Here is a 25718-nt window from a genome sequence, read left to right as displayed (position 1 = left end):
CTGGCGAAGCCAGGCGCGGGGCGGCCGAAACCTTTTCTTCATCCCCCGGTGACCGGGGGAGCCTCCAGGGTCTGACACAATTTGTTTCGTCAGATAACAAACCCCTGGATCCGGAAAGGGTCTCCCACCCATGCCCGTGGCCCTGCTCGCCCTGGCCATCTCCGCTTTCGGCATCGGCACCACCGAGTTCGTGATGATGGGCCTGCTGCCCAACGTCGCCGCCGACCTCGGCACCACCGTCCCCACCGCGGGCCACCTCGTCTCCGCCTACGCCCTCGGCGTCGTCATCGGCGCCCCGCTGCTCACCGCCCTCGGCTCCCGGATCCCGCGCAAGCGGATGCTGCTCCTGCTGATGGTCCTCTTCACCGTCGGCAACCTCGCCTCCGCCCTCGCCCCTAGCTACGGCTGGCTCCTCGCGGGACGGGTCCTCGCCGGCCTCCCGCACGGCGCCTTCTTCGGCGTCGGCGCCGTCGTCGCCGCCCGGCTCGTCCGCCCCGACCGGCAGGCCCGCGCGGTCGCCACCATGTTCCTCGGCCTCACCGTCGCCAACATCCTCGGCGTCCCCGCGGCCACCCTGCTCGGCCAGCACCTCGGCTGGCGGGCCACCTTCCTCGTCGTCGCCGTCATCGGCCTGGTCTCGCTCGCCGCCCTCGCCCGGATGGTGCCGGACCTCCCCGTCGACGAGCGCCAGGGCCTCGGCCGCGAACTGCGCGCGCTGGGCCGCCCGCAGGTGCTGCTCGGCCTGCTCACCGCCGTCTTCGGCTTCGCCGGCGTCTTCGCCGTCTACTCCTACCTGGCCTCCATGACCACCGAGGTGATGGGCTTCGGCGAGTCCACCGTCACGATCGTCCTCGCCCTCTTCGGCATCGGCATGACGGCCGGCGCGCTCGCCGCCGGACCGCTCACCGACCGCGCCCCGCGCCCCACCCTGTACGGCTCCCTCGCCGCCCTCGCGCTGGCCCTGGTGGCCTTCCGCTTCACCGTCCACGTGCCCTGGCTCGCCCTGGTCACCGTCGTGGTGCTCGGCGCCGTCGGCTTCATGACGACCACCCCGCTCCAGATGCTCGTCATGGAGAAGGCGAAGGACGCCCCCACCCTGGCCTCCGCCTCCAACCACTCCGCCTTCAACCTCGCCAACGCGGGCGGCGCCTGGGCCGGCGGCGCCGCCATCGCCGCCGGCTGGGGCTGGACCTCCCCGGCCCTGGTCGGCGCGGGCCTCGCCGCCGCCGGCCTCGCGATCGCCGTCGCCGCCGGGCTCCTCGACCGTACGGGGAGGAACGCGGAAGGGGCCTCGCACGTCGTCGCGCGAAGCCCCCTGTCCGACCGGGAGACCGGTGTCAGGACGCCGGCGTCTCGCGCCAGCGGTTCGTGATCGGCAGCCGCCGGTCCTTGCCGAAGCCCTTCGCCGAGATCTTGGTGCCCGGCGGGTACTGGCGCCGCTTGTACTCCGCCGCGTCCACCATCCGTAGCGTCCGGCCCACCAGTTCCGCGTCGAAGCCCGCCGCCACGATCGCGTCCGTACCCTCGTCCGCGTCCACGTACAGGGCGAGGATCCGGTCCAGCACCTCGTAGTCCGGCAGCGAGTCCGTGTCCACCTGGCCCGGGCGCAGCTCGGCGCTGGGCGGCTTCACGATCGAGTTCTCCGGGATCGGCGGGGTCTGGCCCCGCTCCTCGGCGGCCCGGTTGCGCCAGCGGGCCAGCCGGAAGACGTCCGACTTGTAGACGTCCTTGATGGGGCCGTAGGCGCCGACGGAGTCGCCGTAGAGGGTCGAGTAGCCCACCGCCAGCTCGGACTTGTTGCCCGGGGCGAGGACGAGGTGGCCCTCCTGGTTGGAGATCGCCATCAGCGTGGTGCCGCGCAGCCGGGACTGGAGGTTCTCCTCCGCGAGCCCGGTCAGCTCCAGCGAGGCCATATAGGCGTCGAACATCGGCCCGATCGGGACCGTGCGGAAGTTCAGGCCGGTCCTGCGGGCCAGTTCGGCCGCGTCGCCCTTCGAGTGGTCGGAGGAGTACTTCGACGGCATCGACACCCCGTGCACCCGGTCCGCGCCGAGCGCGTCGCAGGCGATCGCGGCGACCAGCGCCGAGTCGATCCCGCCGGAGAGGCCGATCACCACCGAGCCGAAACCGTTCTTCGCGACATAGGCGCGCAGCCCGATGACGAGCGCCGAGTAGACCTCCTCGTCGTCGTCGAGCCGCTGCGCGTAACCGCCCGTCAGCTCCGCCTCGTACGGCGGGACGACCTCCCCGGCCTCCCCGGTGAGCACCGCGCGGTCGACGCGCAGCCCGTCGTCCACCACGGTCCCCGGCGCCGGCGCCTCCGGGTCGGCGGCCGGCAGGTCCAGGTCGAGGACGACGCTGCCCTCGGTGAACTGCGGGGCCCGCGCGATCACCTCGCCCGCCGCGTCCACCACGATCGAGTCCCCGTCGAAGACCAGCTCGTCCTGCCCGCCGGTCGACGCCAGATAGGCGGTCGTGCAGCCGGCCTCCTGGGCCCGCTTGCGGACCAGTTCGAGCCGGGTGTCGTCCTTGTTCCGCTCGTACGGCGAGGCGTTCACCGACAGCAGCAGACCCGCCCGGGCGCTGCGCGCCGCCGGCACCCGGCCCCCCTCCTGCCACAGGTCCTCGCAGATCGCCAGGGCCACGTCCACCCCGCGCACCCGCAGCACCGGCAGGGTGTCGCCCTGCACGAAGTAGCGGAACTCGTCGAAGACGCCGTAGTTGGGCAGGTGGTGCTTGGCGAAGCGGAGCACGGCCCGGCCGCGGTGCAGCACCGCCGCCGCGTTCTCCGGCGAACCGGCCGGGCGCCCGAGCCGGGGCACCGCCCGCTCGGTGCGGTCGAGGTAGCCGACGACCACCGGCACCTCGCCCAGGCCCTCCTCCGCGAGCCGCTCCGCCAGCGCGAGCAGCGCCGCCCGGGAGGCTTCGACGAAGGACGGCCGCAGGGCCAGGTCCTCGACGGGGTAGCCGGTCAGCGCCATCTCGGGAAAGGCGACGAGGTGCGCGCCCTGCCCGACGGCGTGCCGGGTCCAGTGGACGATCGCCTCGGAGTTCCCGGCGAGGTCCCCGACGGTCGAGTCGATCTGATTCAGCGCGAGGCGTAGTCGATGCACGCCCCCCAGTCTAATCGTCAATTCGACGCTATGTCCCGGGAAAGGCGCCGGCCGCCCGCCGTTCGCCCCTTCTCTCCCGACATGCGAAGCTTCTCCATCCCCGTGATCATGGGCCCATGACGACCACGGACGACCCCCTCGTCGTCGGCGGCGGACCGCTCCTCCCCGCCCTCGTCGTCCCCGCCTCCTCCGCGGGTCCAGCGAGCCCGAACGGGTCCACCCCCGGCACCGGGAACCTTCCGGCGCTCCCTGACGTCAGACCCCGTATGCCCGGAAAGGTCACGCGCGCTTCCGCCGTCCTGCTGTTCCTGGGGGCGCTCGCGTACACCGCCTGGGTCCTCGAAGTCGTCGTGCGGACCGGTCTCGACCCGGTCCGCACCTACGTCTCCGAGCTGGCCGCCGCCGACCAGCCCCTCGGCGGGCTCTTCCGCGCCACCGATCTGGTCGCCGGGCTCCTCGTCCTCGCCGGCGCCGTCCTCGGCCTCCTCGCCGCCCGCACACCCGCCGGACCCCCGGCCGAACCCGGCACCCCCAGCTGGGCCCGCACCGACCCCCGGCCCTCCGGCCGCCGCCCCTGGCTCCTCGCCGGCTGGGCCGCCCTCGCCCTCTTCGGCGCCGCCACCGCCGTCGACTCCCGCCTGCCGCTCAGCTGCGCCCCGACCGCCGACCCGGAGTGCGCCGCCCGCGAGACCGCCGGGCTCGTCCCCGCCACCCACACCGCCCACGCCGTCAGCTCCGGTCTCGCCATGACCGGCGCGCTCCTCGCCATGGTCCTCCTCACCGTCGCCGCCCGCCGGTACGGCCTCTGGCCGCCGCTGGCCCGCACCGGACCCTTCCTCGTCGCCCTCGAACTCGCCGCCACCGCCTGGACACTGGCCGAGGTCGCCTCCTTCGAGGCGGGCAAGGGCCTGTGGGCCCTCGGCGCCGGCCAGCGCCTCCAGGTCCTCCTCGTCGCCGTCTGGACCGGCCTGCTCGCGGTGTCGCTCGCGCGTGAGGGCACCACCCGCCGAAGAAGCACCGGAGGCGGCACCGGAAGCGGAACCGGAGGCGGCACCGGAAGGAGCGGCGCACCATGAGCTTCGTACGCCTCGGGGGCCTCGCCCACCACGTCGCCGTCGACGGGGAGGGACCGGTCTGCGTGCTCTCCGCCGGACTCGGCCTCGGCTGGTTCGACTGGGACCCGGTCGTCCCGCTGCTCGCCCCGCACCGCACCGTCGTCCGCTTCGACCGCCCCGGCCACGGCCTCACCGAGGGGACCACCGCGCCCCCCACCCTGGCCGGCGAGGCCGACCGGATCGCCGCCCTCCTCGACGCCCTCCGGCTCCCCGGCCCCGTCACCGTCGTCGGCCACTCGATCGCCGGCTTCCACGCCGAGGGGTTCGCCCGCCTCCACCCGGACCGCACGGCCGGACTGGTCCTCGTCGACTCCTCCGTCGAGGAGCACCCCCGCCCCGGAGTGCTCGGCTGGACCGTGCCCGCCGGGACCGCCCTCACCGCCCTCGGCCTGCCCGCCGCCCTCGGTCCCGCCCTCCGCCGCCTCGCCGTCCACCCCGACCCCGCACCGCCCGCCGAGGTCCGCCGGGTCTACCGCAGCTCACGCGTCTGGCGCGGCGCCCTGCGCGAGAACGCCCGCTACGGCTCCGTCGCCGCCGAACTCGACGCCCTCCGCCGCACTCACCCCCTCCCGCCCGCCGCCCCCGTCACCGTCCTCGCCGCCCCCGACGGCTCCGCCCGCTGGGAGCGCCGCCAGCGCGCACTGGCCCGACGGCTCGGCGCCCGCTACGAGGCGGCCGTGCCCTCGGGCCATCTGGTCATGCGGGACGCCCCGGACGCGGTCGCCCGGGTCGTCCTGGAGTCGGGTCAGGAAGCGGCGTAGACGCTCGCGCAGAACGCCTTCAGCTGCTCGTCCGAGAGCTGCTGGGCCAGATCGGCCTCGCTGATCATGCCGACCAGCCGCTTGTCCTCGATCACCGGCAGCCGCCGGATCTGGTGGCTCTGCATCTCCTCCAGCACCGCGCCCACGTCCGCGTCCGCGGCGATCCAGCGCGGGGTGCCCTGGACGATCTCGCCGCAGGTCACCTCGGACGGGTCGTGGCCCATCGCCACACAGCGGACGACGATGTCGCGGTCGGTCACGATGCCGCAGAGCCGTTCGTTCTCGTCGGCGACGGGGAGCGCCCCCACGTTCAGGTTGCGCATCATCTGCGCCGCGCGGTCGAGCGTCTCGTGGGCCGGGATCCACTGGGCTCCCGGGTGCATGATGTCCTTCGCCGTGGTCATGGGGTGCGTACCTTTCGTCGAAACGTCGTCGTACGAACTCCCCGAGCGCCTCTCATTCTCCGGGGACGCGTCGGCCCCCGCGACCGCAGCGGGTCACGGGGGCCGGGCGCTCCTGGCTCAGGCGGTCGCGCCGCGCTTGCGGAGCATGTCAGCCATCAGCGCGATCTCCGACTCCTGGGCGTCGACCATGCCCTGGGCGAGGTCGCGCTGGATGTCGACCGAGCACTTCTGCACACAGCCCTGGGCCATGTGCACCCCGCCCTTGTGGTGGGCGGTCATCAGCCTCAGGTACAGGATCTCGGCCTCCTTGCCGGACGCCTTCCGCAGGGCGTCCAGCTGGGTCCGCGTCGCCATGCCGGGCATCAGCGCGCCGTCCTTGGCGGCGGCGTCGCCGGTGACCGGCATGCCCATCCAGGTCATCGGCGCGGTGCCGGACTCGACCTTCGGCAGACCCCACACGTCGAGCCAGCCGAGCATCATCCCGCGCTGGTTGGCCTGGGTGTTGGCGATGTCGTACGCGAGCCGGCGCACCGACTCGTCCCGCGTCCGGTCCCGGACGATGAAGGACATCTCGACGGCCTGCTGGTGGTGGACCGACATGTCCCGGGCGAAGCCGGCGTCCGCCGAGGCGGTGTCCGGGGTGCGGGGGGCCTCCTCGCGCTCGGCCGAGGCGACCGTGACCGCGCCCGCGGCGAAGAGCACCGAGAGGGCGACCGCGGTGATCGCCGCGTAGCGGGTGCGGCGGGGGGTCACTGGCCCATCCCGGCGCCGCCCATGCCGTCGGCGCCGACGCCGCCGGTGCAGGCCGCGCCCGGCTCGGGCGTCTGCTTGCCCTGCACGTACTTGGTGAGGAAGGCGTCGACGCGCGGGTCGCTCGCGCTGTCCACGGTGACCTGCTTGCCCCACGCGGAGAGCATGATCGCGCCGGTCTGGTCGTCGACCGGGCTCATCAGCGTGTAGGGGGTGTCGGAGACCTTGTCCTTCAGCTTCTTCACGTCGGCCTCGGCGGCCTTCTTGCTGTACGTCACCCAGACGGCGCCGTGCTCCAGCGAGTGGACGGCGTGCACCTCGGGGACGGCCTTGTCGTAGACGTCGCCGTCGCAGTTCAGCCAGACCGGGTGGTGGTCGCCGCCGACCGGGGGCTTGGTGTCGTACTTCACCGCGGTCTCGACGTGGTTGCGGCCGAGCTTCGCCGCGTCCCAGCTCTTCTCGCCGGCGATGGGGGCCTTGGCGGCGGCCTCCTTGGCGTCCTCCTCGTCGGCCTTCTTCATCAGCACGAAGGTGCCGAAGCCGACGAGGCTCAGCACGACGACGGCGGAGACGCCGATCGTGAGGAAGCGGTTGCGGCGCTCCCGGGCCTGCTCGGCGCGGCGCATCTCCTCTATTCGCGCGCGGCGGTCGGCGGTGGTGGAGCGGTTGGCGGCCATGGTGGTGTCGTCCTTCTGGGAAAGAGAAAGGGGGGGTGTCGTCGGGCGGGGGAGGGCGGAGGGACCTAGGTCCGGAGGACCTGAAGGACGTGCAGGTCCGGGGCGCGCGGCCGGACCCCGGGGCCGCCCGCAGTACCGTCGCCGGCGCGCGTGTCGACGCGCGGCAGCCGGTCCTCGGTGTGCAGCGGCGGATCGAGGGGCGGGGCGCTGAGCACCGCGGGGGAGAGGGACGGGAAGAGGGAGCAGTCACCGCGGTCGTACGGGCAGACGTACGCGCTCCGGCCGCCCCCGGGGACGGGGGTGGCGGCGGGGCCGGGGGCCGCCGCGGCGGCGGCCCGCTCGTGACCCGGATGGCGGCCGGGACCGGCCGGTCCGGGCCCCAGGCAGACGAAGAGCGCGCCGAGGAGCGTCGCCACGGCACTCACCAGTGCCAGGGGACGCGCGTGCCGGTACGGGCGTTCGAGCCGTAGGGCTCCCATGGGCGCAGATCGTAGTGGGCGAGGGGGCTCCGTGGGCCGAACGGGGTACGGATTCCGGAGGTCCTCGGTTACCTGTGTCACACCCGAACAGGCACTATGGGTGTGCAACGTGCGCGAAACCATGTGGTGGGATGCTCAGGTGCCCCCCGATGTGCCCGAGGCGGTGGGAGCAGGCGGCCTGACCAGCGAGGATGGGTGTGTAAATGGACAAGCAGCAGGAATTTGTGCTCCGGACGCTCGAAGAGCGCGACATCCGCTTCGTGCGCCTGTGGTTCACCGACGTGCTCGGCTTCCTCAAGTCGGTCGCCGTCGCCCCCGCCGAGCTGGAGCAGGCCTTCGACGAGGGCATCGGCTTCGACGGCTCCGCGATCGAGGGCTTCGCGCGGGTCTACGAGTCCGACATGATCGCCAAGCCGGACCCGGGCACCTTCCAGATCCTGCCCTGGCGGGCCGAGGCGCCCGGCACCGCGCGGATGTTCTGCGACATCCTCATGCCGGACGGCTCCCCCTCCTTCGCCGACCCGCGCTTCGTCCTCAAGCGGGCGCTCGCCAAGGCGTCCGACCTCGGTTTCACCTTCTACACCCACCCCGAGATCGAGTTCTTCCTGCTGAAGGACAAGCCGCTGGACGGCTCCCGGCCCACCCCGGCCGACAACTCCGGCTACTTCGACCACACCCCGCAGAACGTCGGCATGGACTTCCGCCGGCAGGCCATCACCATGCTCGAGTCGATGGGCATCTCGGTCGAGTTCTCCCACCACGAGGGCGCCCCGGGCCAGCAGGAGATCGACCTCCGGTACGCCGACGCGCTCTCCACCGCGGACAACATCATGACCTTCCGCCTGGTCATGAAGCAGGTGGCGCTGGAGCAGGGCGTGCAGGCGACCTTCATGCCGAAGCCGTTCTCGGAGTACCCGGGCTCCGGCATGCACACCCACCTCTCCCTCTTCGAGGGCGACCGGAACGCCTTCTACGAGTCGGGCGCCGAGTACCAGCTCTCCAAGGTGGGCCGCTCCTTCATCGCGGGCCTGCTGAAGCACGCGGGCGAGATCTCCGCCGTGACCAACCAGTGGGTCAACTCGTACAAGCGCATCTGGGGCGGCTCCTCCCGCACGGCCGGCTCGGGCGGTGAGGCCCCCTCGTACATCTGCTGGGGCCACAACAACCGCTCCGCCCTGATCCGCGTCCCCATGTACAAGCCCGGCAAGACCGGCTCCTCGCGCGTCGAGGTCCGCTCCATCGACTCGGGCGCCAACCCCTACCTCACCTACGCGGTCCTCCTGGCCGCCGGCCTCAAGGGCATCGAGGAGGGCTACGAGCTCCCCGCCGGCGCCGACGACGACGTGTGGGCGCTCTCCGACTCCGAGCGCCGCGCCATGGGCATCGAGCCCCTCCCCCAGAACCTCGGCGAGGCCATCTCCCTCATGGAGAAGAGCGAACTGGTCGCCGAGACCCTCGGCGAGCACGTCTTCGACTTCTTCCTGCGCAACAAGAAGCAGGAGTGGGAGGAGTACCGCTCCGAGGTCACCGCCTTCGAGCTGCGGAAGAACCTGCCGGTGCTGTAAGGGCAGGTACTGCCTGGAACCGACGCTCAAGGGCCGACGATGGCGAACCGTCGGCCCTTGAGCCTTCCTCCGTCACCGGTTCCACCGCCTCGAACGCGCCAGGGCGCTCCAGTTCAGGACATTGGTCATCCCGCTGGTGCCTGAGCCGTGCTTCCGAGGCCGCGGGCTGGGAGGGTGCTGCTGACCTCAGCGAGACGTTCTCGGTCACGAGGCGGACGGAAGGGTGGAACCATGAGCATGTTCAAGAAGTCGCTCGCCACGGGGATCCTGGCAGTGGCGGTTGTCCTCGGTACCGGTACGGTCGCGAATGCCGACTCGGCCAGCCTTTACAACAAGTCGATGGCCTACTGCAAGAAGAAGACCGGCAGCGCCCGGACAGCCTGTGAGGCCGACGCCGGCATGGCGAAAGCGCAAGGCTTCCAGCTGGAGGCGATGTACTTCCAGCAGGGTATGACGATCACCGACCGCATCCTTGAGGCCAACATCGCCTGGCCGCACGAGAGGCGCTGACGCCTGACCGTCGCCGAGGGTGAGCCCGGGAGCCTTCGTCCGGGGAGCCGTCACGCCTCCGAGGCGCTCGCGGCGGTGATCGGGATCGGCCAGGAGGCCGGGGCCACCGTCCCGCGCGGCGACGCCGACCCCGCCGACGCCCCTCCCACCGCGTGAGGGAGCGTGCCGGGACGCGGCGCGCGGGGGAGGGGGACGGGCTGGTGCGGTTTCTGGTGGGGCCGCGGCGGGGGATGCTCAGCGTTCGGTGAGTTCCGAGGGGGCCTCCTGGACGATCCAGCCGTTGCCGTCCGGGTCCTGGAAGGAGAGGAAGGAGTTCCAGGTCTCGCCCTTGCCCTCCTCCCAGCCGTTCGCGCCGAGGTGCATCACGGGGGAGACGTCCACCCCGGTCTCCACGAGCGCGATCCGCGCCGCCTCGATGTCGGTGACGCACATCTGGAGGTTCTGCAGGGAGCCCGGGGCCATCTGCGTGGTGCCGGGCATCGGCGGCATGCCGGAGAGCAGCGCGAGGGAACAGCGCGAGCCCGGCGGGGTCAGCTGGATGATACGGGTCCCGGGGGCGACCTCGTCGTCCAGGTCGACGGCGAAGCCGCACTGCTCGGCGTAGAACTCCTTCGCCCGGTCCATGTCGGTGACGGGGACGGGCACGACTTCCAGTGTCCAGTTCATGGGACCACCGTCCCGCACCCCGCCGCTTGCCGCACGTCTTCGACCTGACGGACATGCGTCCTCCCTCCGACCGGGTGACCTGATCTTTTCGGCCGAGGGCTGAGACGGATCACCGATGACCGGTTCGGTGACACACAACTTCCTTATAGTGACCACGCGTTGGCCGCACGAGGCGTGCCGACGGCAGGTTCGCCACAGGAGACAGGACCGATGACGAGCTCCCCCTCCGCCGGGCCCGTACCCGATCCGGCTCCCCCGTCCGGGTGCCCCGCGGCCGTCCCGCTCTCCGGACCCGGCTTCCACACCGACCCGCAGGCCCTCTACCGGTCCATGCGCCGCGAGCACGGCCCCGTCGTCCCGGTGGAGCTCCCCGGCGGCTTCCCCGCCTGGCTGGTCATCGGCTACCGCGAGGTCCACCGCGTCACCAGCGACCCCGAGCTCTTCCCCCGGGACGTCGGCCTGTGGAACCAGTGGCCGCACGTCCCGGACGACTGGCCGCTCCTCCCCATGGTCGGACGCCCCCTGCCCTCCGTCTACTTCAGCGCGGGCGAGGAGCACCGGCGGCATCTGAGGATGCTCGTGCCCGCCCTGGAGGCCGTCGACCCCTTCGAGGTCCGCGGGCACGGCGAGCAGCTGGCCGACCGGCTGATCGACGCCTTCTGCGCCCGCGGCACCGCCGACCTCGTCGCCGACTTCTGCGAACCCCTCCCGGTCCTCGTCCTCGCCCGGCTCATCGGCTTCCCCGACGGCGAAGGCGCCGACATCGCCCGGGTGCTGAAGGACCTCGCCGACGGCGGGCCGGAGGCGCGGAGCGCCCACCAGCGGTTCGCCGGACACATGGCCCGGCTGGTCGCCGCGAAGCGCGCCGACCCCGGCGACGACGTCACCAGCCGGATGCTCGCCTTCCCCGAGGAGTTCACCGACGAGGAGTACACGCTCGACCTGATGGCCGTCACGGCCGCCGGGCACCTCACCACCGCCGACTGGATCGGCAACTCCGTCCGGCTGATGCTCACCGAGGACGACTTCGCCGACTCGATGGCCCGCGGCCGCCGCAGCGTCGCCGACGCCATGAACGAGGTGCTGTGGGAGGACGGCCCCACCCAGATCCTCGCCGGCCGCTGGCCCGTCCGCGACACCCGCCTCGGCGAGCGCCGGATCAAGGCCGGCGACCTGCTGCTGCTCGGTCTCGGCGCCGCCAACACCGACCCGGTGATCCGCGCGGGCGCCCCCGGCGGCGCCCCGTCCGGACGCGGCGGCGGCGGCGCCCACCTGGCCTTCAGCCACGGCGAGTACCGCTGCCCGTTCCCCGCGCAGGAGATCGCGGAGACCATCGCCAGGACCGGCATCGAGGTCCTCCTCGACCGGCTGCCCGACCTCGAACTCGGCGTACCGGAGGACGCGTTGGTCCGCCGCCCGTCCGCCTTCCTGCGCGGCACCACCGCCCTGCCCGTCCGGTTCACCCCCGTACCCCCGACAGGAGATCCCTCGTGACCTGCCCGCACGCGGCCGCCCAGGGCGGCGCACCCGTCGTCGTCGACCCGATGGTCCGGGACCTCGACGGCGAGACCGCCCGGATCGCCGCCGCCGGTCCGCTGGCCCGCATCGACCTGCTCGGCGTGCCCGCCTGGGCCGTCACCCGCCACGCCGACGCCCGGCGCCTCCTGGTCGACCCCCGGCTGGTCAAGGACCTGAACGCCTGGGACCTGTGGACCTCCGGAACCGTCACCCACGCCTGGCCGCTCATCGGGATGATCGACGCCGGCCGCTCCATGTTCACCGTCGACGGCGACGAGCACCGCCGGCTGCGCGCCAAGACCTCCCAGGCGCTGACCCCGCGCCGCCTGGAGGCGATCCGCCCCGACATCGAGAAGTTCACCGCGGAACTCCTCGACGCCCTGGAGGAGGGCGGCCGGGACGGCGCCGTCGTCGACCTCAAGTCCGTCTTCGCGCAGCCGCTGCCCATGCGGGTCGTCGGCATGCTGATGGGCGTCGACCCCGAGGCGAACACGATGCTCACCCGGCAGTACAAGAAGTTCTTCTCGATGCTCACCCCGCAGGACGAGCGGCTGGCCCTCCTCGCCGACCTCGACGTCTTCTACACGGACCTCGTCCGCGCCAAGACCGCCCTGCCCACCGACGACCTCACCTCGGCGCTCATCCTCGCCGACGAGGGCGGCGAGCCGCTGACCGAGGAGGAGGTGGTCGGCAACCTCAAGGCGATGGTCGCCGCCGGCCACGAGACGACGATCGGCCTCGTCCTCAACGCCGTGCGCGCCCTCCTCGCCCACCCCGACCAGCTCCGCAAGGTGCTCGCCGGAGAGGTCTCCTGGGACGCCGTGATCGAGGAGACCCTGCGCTGGGACACCCCCACCACCCACCTGCTGATGCGCTTCGCCACCGAGGACGTCCGGGTCGGCGACGCCGTCCTGCCCAAGGGCGAGGGCGTGGTGATCTCGTACCGGGTGATCGGCCGCGACCCCGCACAGCACGGCCCGGACGCCGACGCCTTCGACATCACCCGCCCGGCGCCCGTCCGGCACATGACCTTCGGCCACGGCCCGCACATCTGCCCGGGCGCGGCCCTCTCCCGCGTCGAGGCGGGCATCGCCCTCCCCGCGCTCTTCGCCCGCTTCCCCCGCCTCAGGCTCGCCGTCCCCGACGAGGAGCTCCGCAACCTCCCGGTGATGACCCAGAACGACCTGGAGTCCTTCCCGGTGCTGCTGGACGCCTGAGCCCGCGTGCTGCTGGCCGCGTGAGCCGCTCCGGCGTCAGGTCCGCGGGCTCGGCGGCGGGCCGGGCGTCCAGTGGAGCCGGCCGTCCTGGCCGAGGGCGGCCACCCCGCCCGGGCCCGCCGCCGGCGCACCCGCCAGCGGGAAGCCGGAGAGGCGCCAGGTGCCGCCGCCCGGGAGCGGGGCCACCGCGAGCCGGCCCGTCCTGGACCGGGCCGCGACCAGGCCGTCCGCCGCGCTCACCGGGCCGAAGCCCGCGATGCCGCCGGCCGGCGGGACGACCGGGGCCAGCCGGACGGTGCCCCGGAAGTCGGCCGCCCGCGGCTCGCCGGTGATGGGCACGCGCGACCAGAGCCGGATGCCGTCGCCGGCCGGCGACGGGCCCGCGCTCAGCGCCAGCGTCGTCGCCGGCAGACCGGTCGGCAGCGGCCCGGCCACCGGGCCACCGCCCGACGCGCCGGTCCACATCAGGACCGAGAGCGGGGTGCCCGCGAAGACGTACGTCCGCCCCCGGGCGTCCGTCGCCGCCACCGGGTCGCCGTGCAGGTCGGCTCCGCCGAGGCTCCGCCACGGACCCCAGGCGCCGCCCGGCGTCCGCTCGCGTCCGGAGAGCCGGTGGTCGCCGTCGCGCAGGAAGAGCGAGACCCGGCCGGCGCCGTCCACGGCCACGGCGGGCGCGCTGATGTCCGGCGTCCGGTCGGCCTCGTCCCGCTTCCCGGGCGTGCCCAGCGAGCGCCACGCCCCGAAACGGCCGCCCCGCGCGGTCTGTTCGACCGTGACGACCTCGCGCCGGTAGCCGGCCGGGCCCTCGAAGGAGGTCCGGGTGCCGAAGACGGCGATCCGCCCGTCCCGCAGCCGTACGGTGTTGACCCCGCTGTCCAGACCGCCGCCGGCCAGCAGTTCCGGCCCCTTCCAGCCGCCGCCAGGCGCCCGGTGCCAGGTCGCGAGCCGCCCGTCCTGGACGCCGAAGGCCAGCAGCCCGCCGTCCGAGGCCGGCTGGATCCAGCCGGTCGACGAGCCGCGCGCGTACCGCACGGTCCCCGTCCACCCGCGCCCGCTCGGCCGGCCCGACGCCTTCAGGTCGCCGCAGCCCGCCGGGCTGCCGCAGTCCGCCCCGTCCAGCCAGGCGTACGTCTCCAGGCTGCGCAGCTTCTCCTCGGCGGTACGGCTGTCCAGCGCGCGGGGCAGATCCGTGTTCGGGTAGCCCATGTAGCTCTGCACCCCGAAGCGCGGGTTCCCCGGCCGCTCCGCGTACCGGGCCAGTGCCGCCTGCACGAACCGCGCCCCGTAGGCGTGGTCCTGGTGGTCCCGCAGCCGTCCGGTGTCCTCGTCGGTGCCGGGCGTGGGGTCCAGGGTGCGCACGAAGGTCGGCCGGTAGCGGTCGAGCAGCCCCGTCAGCGTGGCGACGACCTGCTCCTTGGAGTACGCGAAGTCCGCGGCGACCGGCGTGCCCGAGGAGAGCTGCGAGCCGAGCGCGGGTATCCGGCCGTGCCACAGGCCGCGCAGGCTCACCGGGCGGTCGGCGGAGGTCGAGCCGGCCTCGCGCAGCTGGAGCCAGACCAGCCGCACCTCGGGCCGGGCGCGCAGGGTGTCCAGCTCGGCCGCGCCACCGCCGGCCGTGGGGATCACGGTCCGCTCCCAGGGGCTGGTGCGGTCGCCGGTGGCCATCTCGGCGTACGCCGCGCGTATGCCGTTCTGCCGGGCCTCGGCGAAGGCGGGCTTGTCCGGCAGGGTGACGGCGGAGGCCCGCCCGGAGCGGGCGTTGACGCCGTTCGACTCGCCCGCGGTCATGTACACGGTGGTGAGCGGGACCCGGTCGGCCAGCGACTGCGCGGTGTCCGGGTTCATGAAGTACAGGTCGTCGTCGGGGTGGGAGACGAACTGGACGACGGCGAGCCGGGCGGCGGCGTCGGCCTTCCCCGCGATGGCGTCACCGCGTCCGCCCCGGGTCGGCTCCTGCGTCACGCCCTGCACGGCGTCGCGGGACGGCCGCGGGTCGGGGACGGGCTCCCGCACCCCGACGGAGGACGGGGCGGCCGCGCCGTGCGCCTCCTCCGTGGCGGACGTCGCCGTGAGCACGCCGGCGAGCGTCCCGCCGGTCAGCACGGCGACCGTCGCCGCGGTCACGACGGACCTGCGGTGACGGAAGGGGCGTATGAGGCGTGAGGGACTGCGGACGGGCATGGCGGGGGAGGGCTTTCTCTACCTGGGCGACGGGGGCGCGTCGGGGAGCGACGGCGGTTCGCGACTGGCGACGGCGACGGGACGAACGACTCACATGGGTACAGGGCCAAAGCGAGCGAAGGGTTCCGAAAACGGCCCGTTGTGCCCGACGTCACGTGTGATCCTCACCGGATCCGGGCAGGTGAGAACGGTTTCCGGCCACCCCGCCGGAGCCCCGCCGCCGCCCGTACGCCCGCCCGTACGACCGCGCTTAGCCCCGCCCGTACGCCCGCCCCCGGCCGCCCGCCCGACCACCCGGCGCGCCCGCCCGCGCGGGTCACTTTCCCGCCTCGTGCGCCCGTCCCGGCTGCGTGTCCGGCTCCCCGGCGCGCCCGCCCGCGCGGCTCGCGTTCCCCGCCCCGTGCGCCCGTCCCCGGCGGCGTGTCCGGCCCTCCCGTGCGCGCACCTCCGTACCCCGTCCTCCAACGGCTTCCGCCCCGCCCGCGGCGGCGTTCCGCGCCCGTCGCGGGGGCCCGGTCCGCTCGCTGCGGATAGGCTCGATCCGTCGGGCGTGCGGGGCTGGAGGGAGCGGCGGAGATGACGGTGCCGGGGCGCAGGAGCAGTACGTTCTCACGGCTGCTGCGGCACGGGTTCACCGATCCGTCCGCCGCCGAGCGGCTGCTCGACCTGCCCGAGTTCGCCGCCCTGCGCGGGGACCCTGTCCTGCTCGACGCGCTCGGCGCCACCGCCGACCCCGACCTGGCCCTGCGCGGCCTGGTCCGGCTGGTCGAGGCGCAGTCCGACACCGAGCGGCAGACGCTCACCACCACGCTGCTCTCGGCCAAGCCCTTCCGGGACCGGCTGCTCGGCGTCCTCGGCGCCTCCGAGGCGCTCGCCGACCACCTGGCCCGGCACCCGGAGGACTGGGCGACCCTGGTCACCTACGAGGCGGTCGATCTCCACCCGGGGATCACCGAGTTCGAGCGGGGGCTCGCCGAGGCGACCGACCCGGTGTCCCTGCGGGTCGCCTACCGCCGCTGCCTCCTCGGGATAGCGGCCAGGGACGTGTGCGGCACCACCGACGTCGCCCAGACCGCCGCCGAGCTGGCCGACCTGGCCACCGCCACGCTGCGGGCCGCGCTCGCCATCGCCCGCGCGGCCGAACCCGCCGACGCGGCCCAGTGCCGGCTCGCCGTGATCGCCATGGGCAAGTGCGGCGGCCACGAGCTGAACTACGTCTCCGACGTCGACGTGATCTTCGTCGGCGAGCCCGTCGAGGGAGCCGACGAGGCCAAGGCGATCCAGGCCGCCACCCGGCTCGCCTCCCACCTCATGCGGATCTGCTCCGAGACCACCGTCGAGGGCACCATCTGGCCGGTCGACGCCAACCTCCGCCCCGAGGGCCGCAACGGCCCGCTCGTCCGCACCCTCTCCTCCCACCTCGCCTACTACCAGCGCTGGGCGAAGACCTGGGAGTTCCAGGCTCTCCTCAAGGCACGGCCGGTGGCCGGCGACCCCGAGCTGGGCAGCGCCTACGTGGACGCCGTCTCCCCGCTGGTCTGGCAGGCCGCCGAGCGCGAGAACTTCGTCACCGACGTGCAGGCCATGCGCCGCCGGGTCGTCGACAACATCCCGGTCGCCCAGGTCGACCGGGAGCTGAAGCTCGGCCCCGGCGGCCTCAGGGACGTCGAGTTCGCCGTCCAGCTCCTCCAGCTGGTGCACGGCCGCAGCGACGCCACCCTGCACAGCGGCTCCACCCTGGACGCGCTCGCCGCCCTCGCCGGCGGCGGCTACGTCGGCCGCGCCGACGCGGCCCAGCTCGACGAGGCGTACCGCTTCCTGCGCGCGATGGAGCACCGCATCCAGCTGTACCGGCTGCGCCGCACCCACCTCGTCCCCGAGGGCGAGGACGACCTGCGCCGCCTCGGCCGCTCGCTCGGCCTGCGCACCGACCCGGTCGCCGCGCTGAACAAGGAGTGGAAGCGGCACGCCTCCGTCGTCCGCCGCCTCCACGAGAAGATCTTCTACCGGCCGCTGCTCGACGCCTTCGCCCAGCTCGCGCCCGGCGAGATCCGGCTCAGTCCCAAGGCGGCCGGACAGCGCCTCGAAGCCCTCGGGTACGCCGACCCCGCCGCCGCCCTGCGCCACCTGGAGGCACTGGCCTCCGGGGTCAGCCGCAAGGCCGCCATCCAGCGCCACCTGCTGCCGGTGCTGCTCGGCTGGTTCGCCGACTCCGCCGACCCGGACTCCGGCCTCCTCGGCTTCCGCCGCGTCTCCGACGCCCTCGGCAAGACCCCCTGGTACCTGCGGCTGCTCCGCGACGAGGGCGCCGCCGCCGAGAACCTCGCCCGGGTCCTCTCGGCCGGCCGGCTCGCCCCCGACCTGCTGCTGCGCGCCCCCGAGGCGGTCGCCATACTGGGCGACCCCGAGGGGCTGAGGCCGCGCGGCCGGGACCACCTGGAGCAGGAGGTCCTCGCCGCGGTGGGCCGCGCGGACGACGCCGAGCAGGCCGTCGCCGCCGCCCGCGGGGTGCGCCGCCGCGAGCTGTTCCGTACCGCCGCCGCCGACCTCATCGACTCGTACGGCACCGAGGACAGCCCCCGCACCTCCGACCCCGGCGCTCTGGTCGACCGGGTCGGCGAGGCGGTCACCGACCTCAACGCGGCCACCCTCGCGGGCGCCCTGCGGGCCGCCGTCCGCGCCGAGTGGGGCGAGGAACTCCCCACCCGTTTCGCGGTCATCGGCATGGGCCGCTTCGGCGGCCACGAACTCGGCTACGGCTCCGACGCCGACGTCCTCTTCGTTCACGAGCCGCGCCCCGGCGTCGACGAGCAGGAGGCCGCGAAGGCCGCCAACCGGGTCGTCACCGAGATGCGCAGGCTCCTCCAGCTGCCCACCACCGACCCGCCGTTGCTGATCGACGCGGATCTGCGTCCGGAGGGCCGCAACGGGCCGCTCGTCCGCACCCTCGCCTCCTACGAGGCGTACTACCGCCGCTGGTCGCTCGTCTGGGAGTCCCAGGCGCTGCTCCGCGCCGCCCCCATGGCGGGCGACGCCGACCTCGGGCAGCGGTTCATCGAGCTGGTCGACCCGCTGCGCTATCCCGCCGAGGGCCTCGGCGAGGACGCGGCCCGCGAGATCCGCCGCCTCAAGGCCCGCATGGAGTCCGAGCGGCTGCCGCGCGGCGCCGACCCCACCCTCCACGCCAAGCTGGGCCGCGGCGGCCTCAGCGACGTCGAGTGGACCGTCCAGCTGCTCCAGATGCGGCACGGCTGGGCCGAACCCGGGCTGCGCACCACCCGCACCCGCACCGCGCTCTCCGCCGCGCACGCCGCCGGCCTGATCCCGACCGAGGAGGCACAGACCCTGGACGAGGCGTGGGTCCTCGCCACCCGGGTCCGCAACGCGGTCATGCTGGTGCGCGGCCGCCCCGGCGACACCTTCCCCTCCGACCCCCGCGAACTGGCCGCCGTGGGCCGCTACCTGGGCTACGGCCCCGGCCACGTCGGCGAGATGGTCGACGACTACCGCCGGATCACCCGCCGCGCCCGCGCGGTCGTCGACGAACTCTTCTACGGGAGCTGACCCACGGCTCCCGCCCCGCCCGCCCGCCCGAGCCGAAGGCCCGTCCCCCGCCGGGCGGGTGGCCCGACCCGGCCGACACCGACACCGACACCGACGACCGCCCCGCCCGCCCGAGCCGAACGCCCGGCCCCCGTCCGGCCGGTGGCCCGATCCGGCCGACGCCGGCGGGCGCGGCCGGATACGATCGCCGCATGGCCCTGATCATGAGCGACGTGCACCGGTTCGAGGCGGCCCGGCCCCGGCTCGAGGCCATCGCCTACCGGATGCTCGGTTCCTCGGCCGAGGCCGAGGACGCCGTGCAGGAGACCTTCCTGAGGTGGCAGGCCGCCGACATCGGGCGCATCGAGGTGCCCGAGGCATGGCTCACCAAGGTGCTCACCAACTACTGCCTCAACCAGCTCACCTCGGCCCGCGCCCGGCGCGAGACCTACGTGGGCCAGTGGCTCCCGGAGCCGCTGCTCGCCGGCGACCCGATGCTCGGCCCCGCCGACACCGCCGAGCAGCGCGAGTCCGTCTCGTACGCCGTCCTCGTCCTCCTGGAGCGCCTGACGCCGGCCGAGCGCGCGGTCTACGTGCTGCGGGAGGCGTTCGGGTACGCGCACCGGGAGATCGCCGAGATCCTCGACATCAGCACCGCCTCCAGCCAGCAGATCCTCCACCGTGCCAAGAAGCACGTCGCGGAGGGCAGGGCCCGCACCGAGATCGACGAGGCCGCCGCCCGCAGGATCGTCGAGGAGTTCCTGGCCGCCGCGACCAGCGGCCGTACCGAACCGCTCATCGAGCTGCTCACCCAGGACGCGGCCGCCATCGGCGACGGCGGAGGCAAGGTCCCGGCCCGCGCCCGGGCCTTCGAGGGGGCGGTCGCGGTCGCGACCTTCCTGCGCGGCCTCTTCAAGCCGAGCGACGCCAAGCGGGCGCTGGTCGGCGGCTCGCCCGCCTTCTACGCCTCCACCGCGAACGGCGGTCCCGCGCTCGTCGCCGTGGTGGACGGCCGGGTCGTCGGGATCACCTGCCTGGAGGTCACCCCGGACGGCATCCTCGCCGTCCGCAGCCAGGTCAACCCCGACAAGCTGGACCGGGCCACCGAGCGCTGGGCCGCGGAGGAGCACGAGGCCCCGCTGTTCGCCTTCTGACCCCCCACCGAAGCATGTGATGCAGGTCACATCCGAATCCTGTCAGGGAATGCCGGGCCGCCCGGTTCAAGGGGCGAGACCACGCCGGAGAAACGGCGCGGACCCCGCGCAGACAGGAGTTCGGTCATGCAGCACCGCATCGTCGTCCTCGGAGCCGGCTACACCGGAGCCGTCGCCGCCGGCCGCCTCGCCCGCCGCCTGCGGGGCGAGGACGTGAGCATCCGCCTGGTGAACGCCGAGCCCGACTTCGTCGAGCGCGTCCGCCTGCACCAGCTCGCGGCCGGCCAGGACCTCACCCCCCGCCCCTTCGACGAGATGTTCGCGGGCACCGGCGTCGAGCTGAAGCTCGCCCGGGTCGCCGGCGTCGACGTCGACCGCAAGGCCGTCACCGTGGACGGCGCCGCCGGACGCGAGGAGCTGGCGTACGACTCCCTGGTCTACGCCCTCGGCAGCGGCTGGAACGACGGGGGCGTCCCCGGCGTCGCCGACCACGCCCACGAACTCGCGAGCCGCCCCGGCGCCCTCCGGCTCCGCGCCCGGCTCGCGTCCCTGGAGGCCGGCCGGACCGTGGTGGTGGTCGGCGGCGGACTGACCGGCCTGGAGGCCGCGACCGAGATCGCCGAGAGCCGCCCCGACCTCGACGTGGCCCTGGTCGTCCGCGGCGCCCTCGGCGACTGGCTCTCGGAGAAGGGGCGCGGCCACCTGCGGAAGGTCGTCGCCGGGCTCGGCATCACCGTCCACGAGCACCGGACGGTCGCCGCCGTCGCCGCGGACCGGGTCACCACCGCCGACGGCACCGCCGTCCCGGCCGACGTCACCGTCTGGACCACCGGCTTCGCCGTCCACACCGAGGCGGCGGCCACCGGCCTGGAGCTCGCCCCCGACGGCCGGATCGCGGTCGACGCCACCATGCGCTCGGTCTCCCACCCCGACGTCTACGCCGTCGGCGACGCGGCCATGGCCGCCGGCCCCGAGGGCGCGCCGCTGCGCATGTCCTGCGCCTCCGGCGTCCCCATGGCCTGGCAGGCCGCCGACGCCCTCGCCGCCCGGCTGGCCGGCGTCAAGGTGCCCAGGGTCCCGATCCGCTACTTCCAGCAGTGCGTGTCGCTGGGCCGCAAGGAGGGCCTGGTCCAGTTCGTCACCGCCGGCGACAAGGCCAAGGAGAAGGCCCTGACCGGCCGTACCGCCGCCCTCTACAAGGAGCTCATCTGCAAGAGCGCCGTCTGGGGCGTCGCGAATCCGACCATGGGCCTGCCCTCCCGCCGCCGGCGGGTCGCCCGGCAGGACCTCCACGACGCCGTCCCGGCGGAGGCGACCGCCTGACGGCAGGTCCTACGGCAGGTCCGAGGGGGTCAGCAGCCCCCGGACGTGCGCCAGATAGGCGGCGAGCGCCAGCTCGAAGGCGTGGTCGGCGCGGCCCTCGGGGGCCGCGCCGAGGGCCGCGGCCAGGCGCGGGGTGACCGTCTCGTCGGCCACCTCCCACATCGCCTCCGGCGCGGCGAGGTCCAGCGCCGAACCCAGTACCAGGTTCTCCAGCCCGATGATGACCGGCATGACGTCCGGCAGCGCGAACCCCGCGTCGAGCAGCAGGGTCACCGCCCGCTCGTACTGGCCGAGCACCTTCGGGGCCCGCACCGGTGAGGTCATCAGCAGGGGGATCGCCCGGGGGTGCGCGGCGAACGCGGCCCGGTAGGAGCGGGCCCAGGCGGCCATACCGGACTCCCAGGGGCCCCGGACGAGCCCCTCCGTGTCGATGGCCGAGGCCACCCGCTCGCGCATCAGCTCGATGATCCCGTCCCGCCCGTCCACGTGGTGGTAGACGGACGCGGTCTGCACCCCGAGCCGCTTCGCGATCTGCGGCACGCTGAGATCGCCCAGCTCGTCGACGACCGCGAGCGCCGTGGTGGTGATCCGCTCCCGGTCGAGGAGGGGTCTGCGCGGCCGGCCCATGCGAGGTCACTTCCTGTTCGGCTTCCCGTCGGGTCTTCCCCCGCGGACGAAGCCGAGGTTACATTGCGCGAACCGAAAGCCTTTAGGTTTCCGTTTCCCCACGGAACCCCCTGCCACGGAAGGGCTTCCCCGCGCATGCCCGGAACCACCCCCGACCAGCCGCCAGGACTCCGCACCGGCACCCTCTCCACCAGCGACATCACCTTCTTCGTCGTCTCCGCCGCCGCCCCGCTCACCGTCATGGCCGGCGTCGCCCCCGTCGCCATCCTGCTCGGCGGCATCGGCGCCCCCGTCGGCTACCTCCTGGCCGGTCTCACGCTCACCGTCTTCGCCGTCGGCTTCACCACCATGAGCCGGCACGTCCGCTCCGGCGGCGCCTTCTACGCGTACATCACCCGCGGCCTCGGCGTCCCCCTCGGCCTCGCCGCCGCCCTCGTCGCCATGCTCGGCTACAACGGCATGGAGATCGGCGTCTACGGCCTCCTCGGCTCCGCCACGTCCGACACCGCCGCCGCCTTCGGCCTCGACGTCCCCTGGCTCCCGGTCTCCCTCGCCGGCCTCCTGCTCATCTGGTACGGCGGCTACCGCTCCATCGACTTCGGCGCCAAGGTCCTCGGCGTCCTCCTCGTCGCCGAGACCGGCATCCTCGTCCTGCTCGCCGCCGGCGTCCTCCTCGACGGCGGCGCCGACGGCCTCTCGGTCGCCGGACTCGCCCCCGCCCACGTCCTCACCGGCGGCACCGCCGCCGTCCTGGCCTGCGCCTTCGCCGCCTTCACCGGCTTCGAGTCCACCGTCATCTACCGCCGCGAGGCCCGCGACCCGGACCGCACAGTCCCCCGCGCCACCTACCTCGCCGTCGCCTTCCTCGGCCTCTTCTACGCCTTCGTCGTCTGGACCGTCATCCAGGCCTTCGGCGAGGACAAGGTCGTCCAAGCCGCCGCCGACGACCCCGGCGGCCTCTTCTTCGCCGCCATCACCACCTACGTCGGAGCCTGGGCCGCCGACCTGATGCACGTCCTCATCGTCACCAGCGTCCTCGCCTCCCTCCTCGCCTTCCACAACGCCATCAACCGCTACACCCTCGCCCTCGCCGAGGAGGGCGTCCTCCCGAAGGCCCTCGGCCGGATCCACCCCCGCCACCGCTCCCCGTACCTCGCCGGGGCCGCGCAGACCCTGCTCGGCGCGGTCGTCGTCCTCGCCTTCGCGCTCGCCGGCGCCGACCCGTACCAGCAGCTCCTGCTCTGGGTGAACACCCCCGGCATGCTCGGCCTGATGCTCCTCCAGCTGCTCGCCGCGCTCGCCGTGCCCTGCTTCTTCCGGAAGATCCCGCACCGCGAGGGCGTCTGGCGCACGGTGGTCGCCCCCGTCACCGCCTTCGTCCTGCTGGCCGGCGCGATCGTCCTGGTCACCGCCAACATCGAGCTCTTCACGGCGGCCTCGGGCACGGTCAACACCGTGCTCGTCGCCCTCGTCCCCGCCGTCTTCGTCCTCGGCCTGCTGCTCGCGCGCCGGCTGCGCCGCACCCGCCCCGAGGTCTACGCCCGCTTCGCCGCCGAACCGACCCCCCAGGGAGAGACCCCCGCATGTCCGCCGACCTCGTCCTCGTCAACGCCCGCGTCCGCGACCCCGAGCTCACCGGCCACACCGCTGTCGCCGTCCGTGACGGACTGATCGCCGCCGTCGGCTCCACCGCCGACGCCCGCGACTGGACCGGACCCGGCACCGAGACCGTCGACCTGGCCGGCGCCACCCTCGTCCCCGGCCTCACCGACTCCCACAGCCACCCCGTCTGGGGCCTGGAGATGTTCACCGGCACCGACCTCTCCGCCGTCACCGACCTCGACGGACTGCGCGCCGCGCTGCGGAACGCCGAGCGCCGCGACGGCTGGATCCTCGGCTTCGGCCTCGACCACAACGTCTTCGGCGGCCGCCCGATCCACCGCGACCTCGTCGAGGACGCCCTCGGCGGCGCCCCCGCCTTCCTCCGCCTCTACGACGGACACTCCGCCCTCGCGAGCGCCGCCGCCCTCAAGGCCGCCGGCATCGACGGACCCCGCGCCTTCGACCAGCGCTCCGAGATCGTCTGCGACGCTTCAGGCCCCACCGGGCACCTGAACGAGCACGCCGCCATGGACCTGATGACCCCGGTCCTGCCCGTCACCCCCTACGCCGAGCGCCGCGACCGGCTCGTCGCGCTGCTTTCCGGCATGGCCGCCACCGGCCTCACCACCGCCCACGTCATGGACCTCGGCGGCCACGACGTCCCCGGTCTGCTCACCGCGATCGAGGAGGACGGCGACCTGCCGGTACGGCTCCGGCTCGCGCCCTGGTGCATGCCCGGCGCCGGCGAGGAGGAGCTGGACGCCCTGGTACGGCTCCAGGAGCGGGCCGGCCGGAACTGGCGCGTCGGCGGCGTGAAGTTCTTCATGGACGGCACGGTCGAGGGCGGCACCGCCTGGCTGGAGCACGCCGACTGCCACGGCCAGGGCACCGACGCCTTCTGGCCCGACCCCGAGGCGTACTCGGCCGCCGTGCGCCGGCTCCACCGGGCCGGCGTCGGCACCGCCACCCACGCCATCGGCGACGCCGCCGTCCGGCACGTCCTGGACACCGTCGAGACCTTCGGCCCCGGCGGCCCCCGCCACCGCGTCGAGCACATCGAGACCGTCCCCGACGACCAGCTCGGCCGCTTCGCCGCCCTCGGCGTCGTCGCCTCGATGCAGCCCCCGCACACCGCCTACACCCGCGCCGACCACACCGACCAGTGGTCCCGGCGGCTCGGCGAGGAGCGCGCCGCGCGGGCCTGGCGCTGCCGCGACCTGCGCGAGGCCGGTGCCCACCTGGCGCTCGGTTCGGACTGGCCCATCGCCCACCACGACGCCCGGCAGGTCCTCGCCACCGCCCGCGCCCCGCTCGGCGCCGCCTCGGCCCGCCGCGGCCTCACCGGCCTGATGGCCCTGGAGGGCATGACGACCCACGCGGCCCACGCGGCGGGGGAGGAGGAGCTGACCGGGCGGATCGCCCCGGGCCTGCGCGCCGATCTGACCGCGCTCGCCCTGGATCCGACGGAGGCCCCCGCCGACGAAACGGCGGAGGCCCCGGTCCTGCTCACGCTCAGCGGCGGTCGGATCACCTTCCGGAGCTGACGGGCTCCTCGCGCTCCGCGGCCTCGGACGCGTCCGTCCCCCGCGCGGGGGCGGACGCCGCCGGCGCGACGGCGGTCATCGGCTCCACCTGCTTCGACAGGCGGTGCGGCCAGGTGCCGTACCAGAAGTAGGCGACGAGGAAGCCGAAGCCGAGGCAGATCCAGCCACCGACCGCGTCCAGCCAGAAGTGGTTGGCGGTCGCGACGATCACGACCAGGGTCAGCGCCGGGTAGAGCAGGCCGAGGATGCGGGCCCAGGGCGCCTTCGTCAGGAAGAAGATCGTCAGGCCGCACCACGTCGACCAGCCGATGTGCATCGACGGCATGGCCGCGTACTGGTTCGACATGTGCTTGAGGTCGCCCGAGGCCATCGAGCCCCAGGTGTGGTGCACCAGGACCGTGTCGATGAAGTCCTTGCTCTCCATCAGCCGCGGCGGCGCGAGCGGATACAGGTAGTAGCCGACCAGGGCCATGGCGGTGGTGGCGAAGAGGACGGTCCGGAACGCGGCGTAACGGCCCGGCTGCCATCGGTAGAGCCACACGAGCACACCGATGGTGACGATGAAGTGCAGCGTCGCGTAGTAGTAGTTCATCGAGACGATGAGCCATGTCACCGAGTTCACGGCGTGGTTGACGGCGTGCTCGAAGGCGAGGCCGAGGGACTCCTCGGTCCGCCAGATCCAGTCCGCGTTCTTCAGCGCCTCGGCCTTCTGCTCCGGCACCGCGTTGCGGATCAGCGAGTACACCCAGTAACTGACCGCGATCAGCAGCAGTTCGAACCAGATGCGGGGACGCCGCGGGCTGCGCGCACGCAGCCACGCCCACCGGCCGTCGGCCACGATGGGTGACGACGGGGTCGTCCGGTCGTCCAAACTCTTCACGGTCGTTTCACCCATAGGGAGAGAGTTTGCCAGATCCACGCCCCCCGACCGATCATCCCCCGGTCGGGTGTGCGGCGCACCCTCTCCGT

21 protein-coding genes are annotated in these 25718 nt (G+C 73.9%); 12 read left to right on the top strand and 9 right to left on the bottom strand.

The genetic code is table 11. From position 1 onward, the window contains the following. Positions 1–130: 130 nt before the first annotated feature. Positions 131–1372, top strand: a complete 1242-nt coding sequence (locus ACFYT9_RS11310; RefSeq protein WP_387276924.1) for an MFS transporter — start codon at positions 131–133, stop codon at positions 1370–1372. On the opposite strand, the gene ACFYT9_RS11305 is transcribed toward ACFYT9_RS11310, so the two are convergent. Beyond that, a complete protein-coding gene (locus ACFYT9_RS11305) occupies positions 1338–3122 on the bottom strand; it encodes an NAD+ synthase (protein WP_389162713.1) in 1785 nt (594 codons plus the stop codon). The two genes, ACFYT9_RS11310 and ACFYT9_RS11305, sit on opposite strands and share 35 nt — an antisense overlap. Before the next feature lie 257 nt (positions 3123–3379). On the opposite strand from ACFYT9_RS11305, the gene ACFYT9_RS11300 reads away from it, so the two are divergent. Further along, complete coding sequence (locus ACFYT9_RS11300) at positions 3380–4189, top strand: DUF998 domain-containing protein (protein ID WP_389162711.1); 810 nt, start codon at positions 3380–3382, stop codon at positions 4187–4189. Continuing rightward, complete coding sequence (locus ACFYT9_RS11295; protein WP_389162345.1) at positions 4186–4989, top strand: alpha/beta fold hydrolase; 804 nt, start codon at positions 4186–4188, stop codon at positions 4987–4989. Before ACFYT9_RS11300 ends, ACFYT9_RS11295 begins: the two co-directional genes overlap by 4 nt. Here the strand turns inward: ACFYT9_RS11295 and ACFYT9_RS11290 are convergent. The 4 genes from ACFYT9_RS11290 to ACFYT9_RS11275 form a co-directional block, all read right to left on the bottom strand. Continuing rightward, on the bottom strand, positions 4974–5393 hold the full coding sequence (locus ACFYT9_RS11290) for a CBS domain-containing protein (protein WP_376600682.1): 420 nt from the start codon (positions 5391–5393) through the stop codon (positions 4974–4976). The genes ACFYT9_RS11295 and ACFYT9_RS11290 overlap by 16 nt on opposite strands. Positions 5394–5510: 117 nt before the next feature. Next, positions 5511–6146 (bottom strand): DUF305 domain-containing protein, encoded by a 636-nt coding sequence (locus ACFYT9_RS11285; protein WP_376600684.1) that lies wholly within the window; start codon positions 6144–6146, stop codon positions 5511–5513. Beyond that, the gene (locus tag ACFYT9_RS11280) at positions 6143–6820 is read right to left on the bottom strand and encodes a DUF3105 domain-containing protein (RefSeq protein ID WP_389162344.1); all 678 of its coding nucleotides are present in this window, start codon (positions 6818–6820) and stop codon (positions 6143–6145) included. Before ACFYT9_RS11280 ends, ACFYT9_RS11285 begins: the two co-directional genes overlap by 4 nt. A 65-nt stretch (positions 6821–6885) precedes the next feature. Then, on the bottom strand, positions 6886–7299 hold the full coding sequence (locus ACFYT9_RS11275) for a hypothetical protein (protein WP_389162343.1): 414 nt from the start codon (positions 7297–7299) through the stop codon (positions 6886–6888). Between the two features lie 203 nt (positions 7300–7502). Between ACFYT9_RS11275 and ACFYT9_RS11270 the strand changes: the two genes are divergently transcribed. Together ACFYT9_RS11270 and ACFYT9_RS11265 are read left to right on the top strand one after the other, a co-directional pair. After that, positions 7503–8864 carry a glutamine synthetase family protein gene (locus ACFYT9_RS11270; protein WP_360311921.1) on the top strand — a complete coding sequence of 454 codons (1362 nt, stop codon included), beginning with the start codon at positions 7503–7505 and terminating at the stop codon, positions 8862–8864. A 231-nt stretch (positions 8865–9095) separates the two neighbouring features. Further along, positions 9096–9374, top strand: a complete 279-nt coding sequence (locus tag ACFYT9_RS11265; protein ID WP_387276934.1) for a hypothetical protein — start codon at positions 9096–9098, stop codon at positions 9372–9374. Between the two features lie 234 nt (positions 9375–9608). Here ACFYT9_RS11265 and ACFYT9_RS11260 read toward each other — a convergent pair whose 3' ends face one another. Beyond that, positions 9609–10040 carry a VOC family protein gene (locus tag ACFYT9_RS11260; RefSeq protein ID WP_376605204.1) on the bottom strand — a complete coding sequence of 144 codons (432 nt, stop codon included), beginning with the start codon at positions 10038–10040 and terminating at the stop codon, positions 9609–9611. Between the two features lie 210 nt (positions 10041–10250). Here ACFYT9_RS11260 and ACFYT9_RS11255 point away from each other — a divergent pair, with 210 nt between their 5' ends. Both ACFYT9_RS11255 and ACFYT9_RS11250 read left to right on the top strand, forming a co-directional pair. Next, positions 10251–11534, top strand: a complete 1284-nt coding sequence (locus tag ACFYT9_RS11255; RefSeq protein ID WP_389162341.1) for a cytochrome P450 — start codon at positions 10251–10253, stop codon at positions 11532–11534. After that, positions 11531–12775 (top strand): cytochrome P450, encoded by a 1245-nt coding sequence (locus ACFYT9_RS11250; protein ID WP_389162339.1) that lies wholly within the window; start codon positions 11531–11533, stop codon positions 12773–12775. Before ACFYT9_RS11255 ends, ACFYT9_RS11250 begins: the two co-directional genes overlap by 4 nt. 36 nt (positions 12776–12811) lie before the next feature. Here ACFYT9_RS11250 and ACFYT9_RS11245 read toward each other — a convergent pair whose 3' ends face one another. Beyond that, positions 12812–14899, bottom strand: coding sequence for a PIG-L family deacetylase (locus ACFYT9_RS11245; protein WP_389162337.1), 2088 nt, complete (start codon positions 14897–14899; stop codon positions 12812–12814). Between the two features lie 633 nt (positions 14900–15532). Between ACFYT9_RS11245 and ACFYT9_RS11240 the strand changes: the two genes are divergently transcribed. The 3 genes from ACFYT9_RS11240 (at position 15533) to ACFYT9_RS11230 (ending at position 20976) form a co-directional block, all read left to right on the top strand. Then, positions 15533–18520: a bifunctional [glutamine synthetase] adenylyltransferase/[glutamine synthetase]-adenylyl-L-tyrosine phosphorylase gene (locus tag ACFYT9_RS11240; protein ID WP_376603968.1), complete on the top strand. Its 2988-nt coding sequence runs from the start codon at positions 15533–15535 to the stop codon at positions 18518–18520. A gap of 191 nt (positions 18521–18711) precedes the next feature. Further along, complete coding sequence (sigJ, locus tag ACFYT9_RS11235; RefSeq protein WP_387276944.1) at positions 18712–19653, top strand: RNA polymerase sigma factor SigJ; 942 nt, start codon at positions 18712–18714, stop codon at positions 19651–19653. Between the two features lie 126 nt (positions 19654–19779). Further along, on the top strand, positions 19780–20976 hold the full coding sequence (locus ACFYT9_RS11230; protein ID WP_389162334.1) for an NAD(P)/FAD-dependent oxidoreductase: 1197 nt from the start codon (positions 19780–19782) through the stop codon (positions 20974–20976). A gap of 9 nt (positions 20977–20985) precedes the next feature. Here ACFYT9_RS11230 and ACFYT9_RS11225 read toward each other — a convergent pair whose 3' ends face one another. Beyond that, positions 20986–21603 carry a TetR/AcrR family transcriptional regulator gene (locus tag ACFYT9_RS11225; protein WP_387276948.1) on the bottom strand — a complete coding sequence of 206 codons (618 nt, stop codon included), beginning with the start codon at positions 21601–21603 and terminating at the stop codon, positions 20986–20988. Positions 21604–21738: 135 nt separating this feature from the next. Here ACFYT9_RS11225 and ACFYT9_RS11220 point away from each other — a divergent pair, with 135 nt between their 5' ends. Then, positions 21739–23274, top strand: coding sequence for an APC family permease (locus ACFYT9_RS11220; protein WP_389162332.1), 1536 nt, complete (start codon positions 21739–21741; stop codon positions 23272–23274). After that, complete coding sequence (locus ACFYT9_RS11215) at positions 23187–24749, top strand: amidohydrolase (RefSeq protein WP_389162330.1); 1563 nt, start codon at positions 23187–23189, stop codon at positions 24747–24749. Before ACFYT9_RS11220 ends, ACFYT9_RS11215 begins: the two co-directional genes overlap by 88 nt. Here the strand turns inward: ACFYT9_RS11215 and ACFYT9_RS11210 are convergent. Continuing rightward, positions 24733–25644: a phosphatase PAP2 family protein gene (locus ACFYT9_RS11210; RefSeq protein WP_389162328.1), complete on the bottom strand. Its 912-nt coding sequence runs from the start codon at positions 25642–25644 to the stop codon at positions 24733–24735. The genes ACFYT9_RS11215 and ACFYT9_RS11210 overlap by 17 nt on opposite strands. Positions 25645–25718: the final 74 nt, after the last annotated feature.

This window comes from Streptomyces sp. NPDC004435, from assembly GCF_042873895.1.
Lineage (GTDB): Bacteria > Actinomycetota > Actinomycetes > Streptomycetales > Streptomycetaceae > Streptomyces.
Note: the sequence above shows the minus strand (reverse complement) of the source record. Positions and strands in the feature narration are given on the sequence as shown.